This window comes from Rathayibacter sp. AY1F9 (genome assembly GCF_002932155.1).
Lineage (GTDB): Bacteria > Actinomycetota > Actinomycetes > Actinomycetales > Microbacteriaceae > Rathayibacter.
Genome location: NZ_PSVA01000011.1, coordinates 63,136 through 74,974, shown reverse-complemented (window position 1 = coordinate 74,974; position 11,839 = coordinate 63,136). Strand labels below are relative to the sequence as shown.

Genomic DNA, 11,839 nt, shown 5'->3' with positions numbered 1-11,839 from the left:
TACCGCGCCCGCACAGTGCGGCGGAGCGGGGCTACGAGGCGGTCGAGTCGGCGCCGTCGTCGTCCGACCCGCCGTCGTCGGAGCCGGAGGTGCCTGCTCCGACCGGCGCGGCGCGTCGGCCGGCCTCGATCAGGGCGGTCGACGCAGCCGCTCCGCCGATCAGGGCGAACAGCGCCCAGCCGGCTCCCCACTTGCGCTTGCCGATCAGGGCGTCGAACGAGAGCGCGCCGGGGCCGTCCGCGACGATCGCGGCCGTCGCCGCGACGAGGACGGCGTTGTACTCCCACCCGCCGCCCGCGTTCCACAGGCCGTTGCTCCAGTGCACCTTGCGCACGGCGGTGACCATCGTGGCGACGAGTCCGGCGGCGGCGAGCGGAGTCGCGGCGCCGAGAGCGAGAGCGGCGCCTCCGGCCGTCTCGGTCACCGCTGCGGCGACGGCGTTGCGCCGGGCCGGGTGCATCTCCAGGCTCGACATCATCTGCTCGGTGCCGTCGAGGCCGGGGCCGTCGAACGAGCCCCGCAGCTTCTGTAGACCGTGTCCGACGAAGAGCCCGCCGACGGCGAGACGGAGAACGAGTGAGCCGACCTTCATGGTGACCTCCGGGGTGGGGTGGGGACGTGTAGTGCGAGGGTCCCGGCTGCGCCGCGCCCGGTCAAGGGGTCGCGCCCGGTGAGCGGGCCGCGCGGAAGGTGTGCGCGCTCGGGGAGGGCTCAGAGCAGCGTGTAGGCGGAGGCGTCCATCATCACGGTGCCGTCGGTGCACACCTGGAGCTCGGCGGGGGCGCGGACCGCGCCGTCCGGGGCGTCGAGGACCTCGGCGACGAGGTACGCGGAGGTCCCGACCGTGCAGCCGTAGGCGCCGGGGGAGTGCCAGGCGACCCGGACGTCCGCCCGGGCGCCCGGGACGAGGATCACGGGAGCATCGGGGTTCGGGCCGGACGCGTCGGCGACCGCGCTGATCCGGTTCCCGTCGGCGTCGGTCGCGTAGACGCCGGGGATGCCCGCGAGAGCGCAGTCCGAGGAGGAGGTGCTGGTGAGCACGAGGTCGAAGGCGCTGTTCCCGGCACCCGACGCGTCGGGGTCGGGGCGGTACTCCATCGTCAGGTCGGAGCCCGTGCAGCGCGCCGCCGCCGGATCCGCGGCGGGAGAACCGGTCGACGAGGGCTCGGGGGTCGCCGTGACCGTCACGGTCACGGTGGGAGTCGGCGTCGGAGCGGGAGTCGGCGAAGAGGTCGCGGTCGCGGTCGGCGTCGGGAGCGGCGTCCGCGCGGACGGGGCTCCGCCGCTGCCCGCGCAGCCGGTGAGGACGAGGACGAGTGCTGCTGCTGCCAGCGCGGAGGCGCCGGTCCGGTGCGAGAACGTGCTCATGTCCGCAGTCTGCCACCGCCCGGACCGATCGGCCCCGCGGATCCGCGAGCATTCTCGGAGGTCCCGGTCAGGGAGGCGGAGGACGGATGCGGCGGGCGTCCGGAGGTGCCCCTCCCCGCGCCCGCCGCACCGGGGTCGGCGCTAGACGCGGACGACCATCTTCCCGGTGTTGCCGCCGCGCATCATCGAGAGGAACGCGTCCACGGCGTGGTCGATGCCGTCGACGACGGTCTCGTCGTAGGCGATCTCTCCGTCGGCGAACCAGCCGGCCATCAGCCGGTTGAACTCCGCCGCGTGGTCGAGGTAGCCGGACAGCGTGAAGCCGCGCAGCGTGAGACCGCGGGTGATGATGTTCGCCATGTTGTCGGGGCCGGGCGTCTTCTCGGTGCTGTTGTAGCCGGCGATCGCTCCGCAGAGCGCCGCGCGGCCGCCGTCGCGGAAGGCGTCGAGGGCCGCTTCGAGGTGGTCGCCGCCGACGTTGTCGAAGTACACGTCGATCCCGTCGGGCGCGGCCTCGGCCAGCTGCTCGCGGACCGGGCCGGAGTGGTAGTCGAAGGCGGCGTCGTAGCCGTACTTCTCGGTCAGCAGGGCGACCTTCTCGGCCGAGCCCGCGGATCCGACGACCCGCTCGGCTCCGAGGAGGCGCGCGATCTGACCGGCGGCCGAGCCGACGGCTCCCGCGGCGCCCGAGACGAAGACGGTGTCGCCCTCCTTCATGCCCGCGATGGCGGTGAGCCCGACGTACGCGGTGAGTCCGGTCATCCCGAGGATGCCGAGGCGGAGCGAGAGCGGCACTCCGGGGATCTCGGGGACGACGCGGAACTGCGACGACTCGGCCTGCACGACGTCGCGCCAGCCGAGCTGGTGCAGGACCGCGCTGCCGACGGGGAACGCGGGGTCGTCGGAGACGGTCACCCGGCCGACGGCACCGCCGGTCATGGTCTCGCCGAGGGCGAAGGGCGGGGTGTAGCTCTTCACGTCGTTCATGCGGCCGCGCATGTAGGGGTCGACCGAGAGGAAGGCGTTCTCGACGCGGATCTCGCCCGCAGCGGGATCGCCGTACTCGACGGTCGCGGTCCGGAAGTCCTCGGCGACGGGCCAGCCGTCGGGGCGGCGGACGAGCTGGATCTGGGTGCTGGTGACGGTGCTCATAGGACCTTTCGTGGTGGTGGAGGGGATCAGAGTGAGAGGCCGACGGCGAGCGCGATCACCGCGAGCAGACCCGGGGTCATCTGGGTCAGCGCGGCGCGGCGCTTGGTCGGAGCGGAGAGGAGCAGGACGAGTGCTGCGGCGACCATCGATCCGGCGCCGGCGAACACGAGGGCCGCGCCGACGGCGGTGGCGCCGATCGCGACGGCGACGATGCCCGCCGCGGTGACGACGGCGAGGAAGAGGTTGTAGAAGCCCTGGTTGTAGGCCATCTCCTTCGTCGCCTCCGCCTCGCCGGCGGTCGTGCCGAACGTCGATCGGGCGCGCGAGGTCGTCCAGAGGACCGACTCGAGCACGAAGATGTAGACGTGCAGCGCCGCGGCGAGAGCGGCGAGCACCAGTCCGAGAACGATCACGGCGGGCCTCCAGGCGATGGTCGTGATGCGGAGGGCTCCGCACCGATTGTGTAACGACCAGTCCACAATATACTGGAGCGAGCGGTCCGCGCCAGTGCGGCGCCGCAGCTGTCACCCCTCAGGAGGAGCACCGTGGGTCGCACGCAGGGCTTCGACACCGAGCAGGTCGTCCGCGCCGCCCGCGCCGTCTTCTGGGAGAGCGGCTTCGAGGAGGCGTCGCTCCCGGACCTGGAGTCCGCGACCGGACTGCGCCGCTCCAGCCTCTACCACGCCTTCGGCAGCAAGCGCGGGCTCTTCGACGCTGCCGTGCAGAGCTACCTCGACGAGGTGGTGCGGCCCCGGCTCGCCCCGCTCGTCGATCCGCGAGGGGCGTCGCCGACGGCGCTCGAGGAGTACTTCGCCGGGCTGCGGGCGGCGCTCGCCGACTCCCGCACGCTCTCGGCGAGGAGCGGCTGCCTGCTGCTCAACGCCGCGGGCGCGCCGATCGCGCGCGACGACGCCGTGCGCGAGGTGATCGCCGACTACCGGGCCGAGCTGCTGGGCGCACTGCGCGCCGGAGCGCTGGCCCGCTGGCCCGACGCGCAGGCGTGGGCGTCGGCTCAGGCGGACGTCCTCGTGTCGCTCCTGGTGGCCGCGCTCGTGCTGGCCCGCGTCGATCCGGCGCAGTCGCTCGCCACCGTGGACGCCGCGCTCGCGCTCGTCCGATCCTCCGCGCTCTGACGGCCGTCGCGACGAACGCCGGAGCACCGCTCTCGCGCCGGGCCCGCCCTCGCAGCCGGCGCGCCGGGTCGGCCCGCACAGCACGACGCCCCCGTGCGCCTCGCGTCCCGGTGGGACGGATGCGCGCGGGGGCGTCGGACGGGCGGGGTCAGTCGGTTCCGGCGTCGAACGCCGCACCCTCCGAGGCCAGGTCGGTGGCGCGTCCGAGCGCATCGGCCGCTGCGGACCCGCCGCCCTCGGTGATCGCGTCGGCCTCGCCGATCTCGAGCTCGCCGACGAGCTCGGCGGTCGGACCGCCGACGAGGCCGGCGGCCGCGTACTGCTCGAGCCGCGAGCGGGAGTCGGCGATGTCGAGGTTGCGCATCGTGAGCTGCCCGATGCGGTCCTCGGGGCCGAAGGCGGCGTCGCCGACCCGCTCCATCGAGAGCTTGTCCGGGTGGTAGCTCAGCGCGGGGCCGGTCGTGTCGAGGATCGTGTAGTCGTCGCCGCGGCGCAGACGCAGGGTGACCTCCCCGGAGACGGCCGAGCCGACCCAGCGCTGGATGGACTCGCGCAGCATCAGCGACTGCGGGTCGAGCCAGCGGCCCTCGTACATCAGGCGGCCGAGACGGCGGCCCTCCGAGTGGTACTGGGCGACGGTGTCCTCGTTGTGGATCGCGTTCAGCAGGCGCTCGTAGGCGATGTGCAGCAGCGCCATGCCGGGGGCCTCGTAGATGCCGCGGCTCTTGGCCTCGATGATCCGGTTCTCGATCTGGTCCGAGACGCCGAGCCCGTGGCGTCCGCCGATCGCGTTCGCCTCGAGCACGAGCGCGACGGCGTCCGAGAACTCGACGCCGTTCAGCGCGACGGGGCGGCCGGCCTCGAAGCGCACCGAGACGACCTCGGAGGCGATCTCGACCTCGTCACGCCACGACGCGACCCCCATGATCGGCTCGACGAGCTCGAGGCCGCTGGAGAGCTCCTCGAGGCGCTTGGCCTCGTGGGTGGCGCCCCAGATGTTGGCGTCGGTCGAGTAGGCCTTCTCGGTGGCGTCGCGGTAGGGGAAGCCGCGGGCGACCAGCCACTCCGACATCTCGGTGCGGCCGCCGAGCTCGTTGACGAACTGCACGTCGAGCCAGGGCTTGTAGATGCGCAGGCGGGGGTTGGCGAGCAGGCCGTAGCGGTAGAACCGCTCGATGTCGTTGCCCTTGTAGGTCGAGCCGTCGCCCCAGATGTCGACGCCGTCCTCGCGCATGGCGCGGACGAGGAGGGTGCCGGTCACGGCGCGGCCGAGGGGGGTGGTGTTGAAGTAGGTCTTGCCGCCGGAGCGGATGTGGAAGGCGCCGCACTGCAGGGCGACGAGCCCCTCCTCGACCAGCGCGCTCTTCGCGTCGACGAGGCGCGAGATCTCGGCGCCGTACTGGGCCGCGCGGGACGGGACGCTCTCGATGTCGGGCTCGTCGTACTGGCCGATGTCGGCCGTGTACGTGCAGGGCACCGCGCCCTTCTCGCGCATCCAGGCGACGGCGACGGATGTGTCGAGGCCTCCCGAGAATGCGATTCCGACACGCTCGCCCACGGGCAGACTGCTCAACACTTTCGACATGCCTCCGATTTTAGGAGGAACGGGGACCTCCTCCGTGCCGCGGGAGGTCCGAGCCGCCTCCCGGGGCGCCCGCGCGGGGTGCGCTCCGGCCGTGGGAGCACGTCCTCCGTCGATCCGCGTCGATCGCCGACAACCCCGACCGGGGCGCGCGAGCCGGCCGGAGGCTCCGTGGTCCGGAGGCGGCGCCCGCGCAGCCGGCGCGGATCGCCCGCTCCGGCTGAGTGGTTCCGCGCGGCCCGGATGGACGGCCGTGGCGAGCGCGTGCCAGGCTCCGCTCGACCACGGCTTCCGCCGCCGCCGCCTCCAAAAGGGCTCTCCGTGCCACGACCTCCTCATCGCCTGCCTGCTCGCCGCGGGCGGTTCCGCCGCTCTGGCGCCGTCCGCCCTCGCGACGCAGGCCGTCGCCGAGACTCCGACCGCCTTCGTCCCGGGGGAGACTCCGCCCGCAGAGGCGCGCGGATCGCAGACCTACACGAACGCCCTCCTCGGCGGCGACTCGCTCGACGCGGGCGAGCGCATCTTCTCGAACGGAGACTCCGCGAGCTTCGAGATGCAGGCGGACGGCAACGCCGTGATCTACGACGCCGGGCGCCGCCCCGTCTGGAGCACCAGGACCCAGGGCACCGGAGCGACCACGGTGCGGATGCAGGAGGACGGCAACCTCGTCGTCGTGACCGGCTCCGGCACGCCCGTCTGGGCGTCCGGGACCGCGGGAGAGACCGGCGCGCTCGCCCTCATCCAGGACGACGGGCAGCTCGTGCTCGTCCGCCCGAACGGGGACACGGCCTGGTCCTCGGCCGACGAGCAGGAGCCCGAGCCGGAGCCGATCGCCGACGTCCTCGACAGCGGGCGCGAGCTCTCTCCGGGACAGCAGCTGACCGCCTCCGACGGCCGCTCGCGCGCCGCGATGCAGAGCGACGGCAATCTCGTCGTCTCCGTGGACGGATCGCCGCGCTGGAGCTCCGTCACCTCCGGAGCGGGCAACCGCCTCGCGATGCAGACCGACGGGAACGCGGTGGTCTCGGCCCCCGGGTCCGGCGTGCGCTGGCAGGCGGGAACGCCCGGGAACCCGGGCGCGCGGATGCGGATGCAGAACGACGGCAACCTGGTGATCACCGCCGCCTCCGGACGGCCGCTCTGGGCGAGCTCGACCTCGCGCGCGCCTGAGATCCGCGACGTCCTCTCCTCCGGCTCGCGGCTCAGCCGGGGACAGCAGCTCACCTCGCCGGACGGCCGGTCGCGCGCCTCCCTGCAGGGCGACGGCAATCTCGCGGTCTACTCGCGGGGGGACGTCCGCTGGGGCGCCGGCACCCAGGGCGAGGGCGAGACGCTCTCGATGCAGTCCGACGGCAACGCCGTGGTCACCTCCGCCTCGGGCCGACCCCTCTGGGCCTCGGGTACGGCGGGCAACCCGGGATCCCGCCTGCAGATGCAGAACGACGGCAACCTGGTCGTCTACTCCGCCTCGGGCCGCGCGCTGTGGGCGAGCGACACCCCTCCGGCGTCGCCCGCGCCCGCCGTCCGGGACACCCTCTCCTCCGGGAGCCGGCTCACCTCCGGACAGCTGCTGCGCTCCTCCGACGGAGGGAGCGAGGCGGTCATGCAGGGCGACGGCAACCTCGTCGTCTACTCGCGCGGCTCGGCCCGCTGGGCGGCCGGCACGTCCGGAGGCGGCAACCGGCTCGAGATGCAGTCCGACGGCAACGCCGTGGTCTACGCGGGCTCCGGAGGAGCACGCTGGCAGTCCGGCACGGCGGGCAGCCCGGGCTCCCGGATGGTCATGCAGAACGACGGCAACCTGGTGATCTACTCGCCGCAGGGCCGCGCACTCTGGGCGAGCACGCAGGCCGCGGCACCGGCGCCGGCACCGGCGCCCGGCCCGGGACGACCTGCTTATCCCGGCGACGCTGTGAACTGCGACGACTTCCCGGACCAGGCCTCAGCTCAGCGGTACTTCGACCTGTACTACCCGTACTACGGCGATGTCGCAGGGCTCGACAGGGACGACGACGGGTTCGCCTGCGAGTCCAACTGAAGGCAGCGTAGGTCCGCCCCTGCCGGAGGGGCCAGGCCCGAGCGGTCCCCTGCAGGCCTCCGGGCCGCGCCCGCGGGTCTCGAGTGGTGAACACGACCCGCCTGCGCGAGAGGCTCTCCGGCGGACGACCATCGACAAGGCGCCTCGCGCACTGATGCTCCGCTGCCGCCCGAGCTCCCGCGCCGCCGGGCGACCCGGCATGCTGGGGCAGGACTCCGCCGACGACGCGGATCGGAAGGACGCCATGACCCCGACGACCCCCTCCAGCCGCGAGAGCCTGCTGGTCACCCCTGACGAGCTCGCCGAGCTGATGGCCTCCACCGAGCCGCCGCTCGTCCTCGACGTGCGCTGGCGCCTCGACCGGCCCGACGGCCGCCCGGAGTACCTCGCGGGTCACCTGCCCGGCGCGGTGCACGTCGACCTCGATCACGAGCTGGCCGCCCACGGCGAGCCGGAGGAGGGGCGCCACCCGCTGCCTCCGATCGAGGTGCTGCAGGAGGCGGCGCGCGGCTGGGGGCTCCGCCGGGGCCGGTCCGTCGTCGTGTACGACGACGCGCGTAGCGTCCCGGCCGCGCGGGCCTGGTGGCTGCTGCGGGCGACGGGAGTGGAGGACGTCCGCCTGCTCGACGGGTCGCTCGCCGGCTGGATCCGCTCGGGGCGGGAGCTCGAGACGGGCGACGTCCCGCGCGAGCGGGGCGACGTCGAGCTGGCCTACGGTCGGCTCCCGGTGCTGGACATCGACGAGGCGGCGGCGCTGCCCTCGGCGGGCGTCCTGCTCGACGCCCGCGCCCCTGAGCGGTACCGCGGCGAGGTCGAGCCGATCGACCCGCGGGCGGGCCACATCCCCGGCGCTCGGAACGCTCCGGCGTCCGCGGCGCTCGACTCCGAGGGGCGGTTCCGGCCCGCCTCCGACCTGCGCGCGGGATTCGAGGCGCTCGGCGTACGGGAGAACGCCCCCGTCGGCGTGTACTGCGGCAGCGGCGTCTCGGCCGCGGTCGACGTCGTCGCGCTCACGCTCGCGGGCTTCGCGCCGGCGCTCTACCCGGGCTCCTGGTCGCAGTGGTCGAGCACGCCGGGCCGGACGGTGGCGACCGGGTCGGAGGCCTGAACCGCCTTCTTCGGATCGCCCGCGGAGCTCAGCTGAGGCGGGAGTGCTCGCCGAGGTGGTGCCAGGTGCGGTTGTGGTAGACGAGCGGCGCCGTGGTCTCGGAGTCCTCGGGCACGTGGGCCTCGAGGGCGTGCACGGCGACGATCGTGGACGATCCCGCCTCCATGCGGTTGATCACCGTGCCGCGGATCCAGGCGGCGGCGCCCGGGAAGAACGGCTCGCCCGTGGGCAGCCGCGACCAGAGCGACGTGTCGGCGAAGCGGTCGATGCCGCTGGTCGAGCCCAGGCGCGCCAGGTCGAGCTGCTCCGCCCCGAGCAGGTGCACGACCAGCGTCTCGGACGCCTGGATGGCCGGAGAGCTGGACGAGGCGGACGAGAGTGAGAAGACGAACAGCGGCGGCTCGGCGCTCACCGAGAAGACGGAGGTCGCGGTCAGGGCGACCGGGCCGGTGCCCGGGTCGGCGGTGATCAGCGCGACTCCGGCGGCGTGGTTGCGGAACGCGAGCTTGAAGTCCTCCGGGGAGAGTCCGGCGAAGGCGCGGTGCTCCGGCTCGCGGTCCGGGGTGGTGGCGAGGTTCTCGCGGCTCATCGGAGACTCCTGATCGATCGAGGGTGCGGCATGGGGTGGTGGCCCGCCGTCGCGCCGCAGCACGGCTCCTCCAGACTGGCGCACCGGCCGGGGGAGGGCCGCCCCATTGCGGAGTATGACGCCGCCACCTCGGGGAACGCCGATCCGCCGCTCCCTGTTCCCGATCACGCCGGATCGGGTGCGCGTCGTCGGCGCCGGCGTCCGCGCACCCGTCGCTCGCCCTCAGCGCAACCCGTCGTCGCGGCCGCGGTCTGCGCGCAGACTCGAGGGCATGGCCCACCGTCAGCGCACGTCCACCGCGCACCCCGAGAGCAAGACCTGCGCCTCCTGCGGTCGCGAGATCGAGTGGCGCGCGAAGTGGGCACGGGACTGGGAGGACGTCCGCTACTGCTCGGACGCCTGCCGCCGTCGCGGAGTCGGACCGGAGGAGGCGCGCCTCGAGGAGGAGATCCGCACCGTCCTGCTCGCGCGAGCGGCGTCGTCGACGGCGTGCCCGTCCGAGGTCGCGCGCCGGGTCGGCGGCGAGGAGTGGCGGCCGCTGATGGAGCCCGTCCGCCGGGCCGCGCGCCGCCTGGTCGACCGGGGCGAGATCGACATCGTGCAGGGCGGACAGGTCGTCGACCCCTCGCGGGCGAAGGGCCCGATCCGGCTGCGGCGACGCCCCGGAGGACCCCTGTCGCCGGGCGGCGCCGCGGGCTAGCCTCAGCAGATGCCCAGCAGCGACGCCGTCGTCCTCACCGTCCCCGGACCGCACGGCGACCGGGAGGTGCGGATCTCGAGCCCCGAGCGCGTGCTGTTCCCGGAGCCGGGCATCACCAAGCGCGAGGTCGCGGAGTACCTGATCGCCGTCGGCGAGCCGTTCGTCGCGGCGAACGGCGGCCGCCCCGTCTCGCTGCAGCGGTTCTCCTCCGGGATCGAGGGCGAGCAGTTCTTCTCGAAGAACCCGCCCAAGGGCGCGCCCGAGTACGTCCGGTCCGTCCCGGTGACGTACCCGAGCGGGCGGGTGCATCCGCAGCTCGTGATCGACGAGCCCGCGGCCGCCGTCTGGGCGGCGCAGATGAACACCGTCGTCTTCCACCCGTGGGCGTCCAGCGCCGATGCGCCCGACCTGCCCGACCAGCTCCGGATCGACCTCGACCCGCAGCCCGGCACCGACGTCGCCGACGCGGTCGTCGCCGCGCACGCGCTGCGGGAGGTCCTGCGGGAGGCCGGCCTCGACCCGTTCGTGAAGACGTCCGGCAACCGCGGCCTGCACGTCTTCGCGCCGATCGTCGCCGAGCACGAGTTCCTCGACGTCCGCCACGCGGTGATCGCCGCGGCGCGCGAGCTGGAGCGGCGGATGCCCGAGCAGGTCACGACGGCGTGGTGGAAGGAGGAGCGCGGCGAGCGGATCTTCGTCGACTTCAACCAGGCCAACCGCGACCGCACGATCGCCGGTGCCTACAGCCCGCGGCCGCTCGCGCACGCTCCCGTCTCCACTCCGCTGGACTGGGACGAGCTCGACGGCGTCGACCCGCGGGCCTTCACGATCCGCACGGTCCCGGCGCGCCTCGCCGAGCGCGGTGATCCGTGGGCCCGGATGCACGACGCCCCCGGTCACCTCGACGCCCTGCTCGGCTGGTGGGAGCGCGATGTCGCCGCCGGCCTCGGCGAGCTGCCGTTCCCGCCCGACTTCCCCAAGATGCCGGGCGAGCCGCCCCGCGTGCAGCCCAGCCGCGCGAAGAAGGCCTAGCCGAGGACGTCGCCGAGGTCGTACGCGGTCGGCTGCTCCAGCTGCTCCATGGTGCAGGAGGCGGCGTCGCGGTCCGGGCGCCAGCGCTCGAACTGCACGGTGTGCCGGAAGCGGTCGCCCTCGCGCTGGTCGTAGCGGACCTCGAGCACGAGCTCGGGACGCAGACGCACGAAGGAGGTGTCGCGGCCGCTCGAGAACCGGCTCCGCTCGCCCTCGCCGCGCACCGGCGCTCCCCCCGCGTCGCGCTCGACCGCGGGTGCGAGCTCCTCCAGCAGCTGCACGCGACGCTCGTCGCTGAAGGCCGAGGCCCCGCCGACCTGGCGGACCTCTCCGTCGTCGCCGTGCAGGCCGAGCAGGATCGAGCCCACGCCCGGCTTGGAGGCGTGCTCGCGGTACCCGATCGCGATCACGTCGGCCGTGCGGTGGTGCTTGACCTTGAGCACGGCGCGCTTCCCGGGGGAGTAGGGCGCGGCCAGGGGCTTCGCCACGACGCCGTCCAGTCCTGCGCCCTCGAAGCGCTCCAGCCAGTCGCGCGCCAGGGCCTCGTCGTCGGTGGCGCGGCCGAGGTGCAGCGGATGCGGGACGCCGGCCATCACCGCGGCGAGCGCCTCCCGCCGCGCCGAGTACGGCTCCTCGAGCATGCTGCGCCCGTCGACGGCGAGCAGGTCGAAGGCGACGAGCATCGCCGGGGTGGTCTCCGCCAGCATCTTCACGCGGCTCGCGGCCGGATGGATGCGCTGCGAGAGCAGGTCCCAGTCGAGCCGCTGGGCACCCGGCTCGCCGGTCGCCAGGACGATCTCGCCGTCGAGCACGCAGCCGTCGGGGAGCAGCCGGAGGAAGGCCTCGACGAGCTCGGGGAAGTACCGGGTCAGCGGCTTGGAGCCGCGGCTCCCGATCTCGCACTCCCCGCCGGAGACCGAGACGATCGCGCGGAACCCGTCCCACTTCGGCTCGTAGGAGTATCCGCCCGCGACGGCGGTCTGCTCCGGCACCGCAGGAACGGCCTTGGCGAGCATCGGGGCGACGGGGAGCGCGAACGGGAGGTCCATGCCCTGATCATCCCGGCCGCGGTCTCGGACCGCACCCCCTTCCGGAAGGCTGTGGACCGGGACGTTCCCGGCCCGCCGCGGAGGTTCG

12 protein-coding genes are annotated in these 11,839 nt (G+C 74.0%); 5 read left to right on the top strand and 7 right to left on the bottom strand.

Annotated elements, in window-relative coordinates:
- Nucleotides 1-31: 31 nt before the first annotated feature.
- The 4 genes from C5C37_RS09180 to C5C37_RS09165 all read right to left on the bottom strand — a co-directional run bounded on the left by C5C37_RS09180 (nt 32) and on the right by C5C37_RS09165 (nt 2,933).
- Nucleotides 32-592 carry a DoxX family protein gene (locus tag C5C37_RS09180; RefSeq protein WP_104222539.1) on the bottom strand — a complete coding sequence of 187 codons (561 nt, stop codon included), beginning with the start codon at nt 590-592 and terminating at the stop codon, nt 32-34.
- Between the two features lie 119 nt (nt 593-711).
- Nucleotides 712-1,368: a DUF4232 domain-containing protein gene (locus tag C5C37_RS09175; RefSeq protein WP_104273309.1), complete on the bottom strand. Its 657-nt coding sequence runs from the start codon at nt 1,366-1,368 to the stop codon at nt 712-714.
- A 141-nt stretch (nt 1,369-1,509) separates the two neighbouring features.
- Entirely contained in the window at nt 1,510-2,520 is a 1,011-nt protein-coding gene (locus C5C37_RS09170) for an NADP-dependent oxidoreductase (protein WP_104288286.1), read from the bottom strand.
- Between the two features lie 26 nt (nt 2,521-2,546).
- A complete protein-coding gene (locus tag C5C37_RS09165; protein WP_104269170.1) occupies nt 2,547-2,933 on the bottom strand; it encodes a DUF1304 domain-containing protein in 387 nt (128 codons plus the stop codon).
- A gap of 132 nt (nt 2,934-3,065) precedes the next feature.
- Here C5C37_RS09165 and C5C37_RS09160 point away from each other — a divergent pair, with 132 nt between their 5' ends.
- Entirely contained in the window at nt 3,066-3,653 is a 588-nt protein-coding gene (locus tag C5C37_RS09160; RefSeq protein WP_104338824.1) for a TetR/AcrR family transcriptional regulator, read from the top strand.
- 148 nt (nt 3,654-3,801) lie between these two features.
- On the opposite strand, the gene argG is transcribed toward C5C37_RS09160, so the two are convergent.
- Nucleotides 3,802-5,238 carry an argininosuccinate synthase gene (argG, locus tag C5C37_RS09155; RefSeq protein WP_104222545.1) on the bottom strand — a complete coding sequence of 479 codons (1,437 nt, stop codon included), beginning with the start codon at nt 5,236-5,238 and terminating at the stop codon, nt 3,802-3,804.
- Nucleotides 5,239-5,488: 250 nt separating this feature from the next.
- On the opposite strand from argG, the gene C5C37_RS17900 reads away from it, so the two are divergent.
- Together C5C37_RS17900 and C5C37_RS09145 are read left to right on the top strand one after the other, a co-directional pair.
- Nucleotides 5,489-7,273 (top strand): excalibur calcium-binding domain-containing protein, encoded by a 1,785-nt coding sequence (locus C5C37_RS17900; RefSeq protein ID WP_181127394.1) that lies wholly within the window; start codon nt 5,489-5,491, stop codon nt 7,271-7,273.
- Between the two features lie 244 nt (nt 7,274-7,517).
- Nucleotides 7,518-8,381 (top strand): sulfurtransferase, encoded by an 864-nt coding sequence (locus tag C5C37_RS09145; RefSeq protein ID WP_104263037.1) that lies wholly within the window; start codon nt 7,518-7,520, stop codon nt 8,379-8,381.
- A 28-nt stretch (nt 8,382-8,409) separates the two neighbouring features.
- Here the strand turns inward: C5C37_RS09145 and C5C37_RS09140 are convergent, their stop codons facing one another.
- A complete protein-coding gene (locus C5C37_RS09140; protein WP_104222547.1) occupies nt 8,410-8,970 on the bottom strand; it encodes a flavin reductase family protein in 561 nt (186 codons plus the stop codon).
- A gap of 271 nt (nt 8,971-9,241) precedes the next feature.
- Here C5C37_RS09140 and C5C37_RS09135 point away from each other — a divergent pair, with 271 nt between their 5' ends.
- Together C5C37_RS09135 and ligD are read left to right on the top strand one after the other, a co-directional pair.
- The gene (locus C5C37_RS09135) at nt 9,242-9,670 is read left to right on the top strand and encodes a DUF2256 and DUF3253 domain-containing protein (RefSeq protein ID WP_104233370.1); all 429 of its coding nucleotides are present in this window, start codon (nt 9,242-9,244) and stop codon (nt 9,668-9,670) included.
- A gap of 9 nt (nt 9,671-9,679) precedes the next feature.
- Complete coding sequence (gene ligD, locus C5C37_RS09130; protein WP_181127393.1) at nt 9,680-10,702, top strand: non-homologous end-joining DNA ligase; 1,023 nt, start codon at nt 9,680-9,682, stop codon at nt 10,700-10,702.
- Here the strand turns inward: ligD and C5C37_RS09125 are convergent.
- Entirely contained in the window at nt 10,699-11,751 is a 1,053-nt protein-coding gene (locus tag C5C37_RS09125; RefSeq protein ID WP_104257304.1) for an ATP-dependent DNA ligase, read from the bottom strand. The genes ligD and C5C37_RS09125 overlap by 4 nt on opposite strands.
- Between the last annotated feature and the right edge of the window lie 88 nt (nt 11,752-11,839).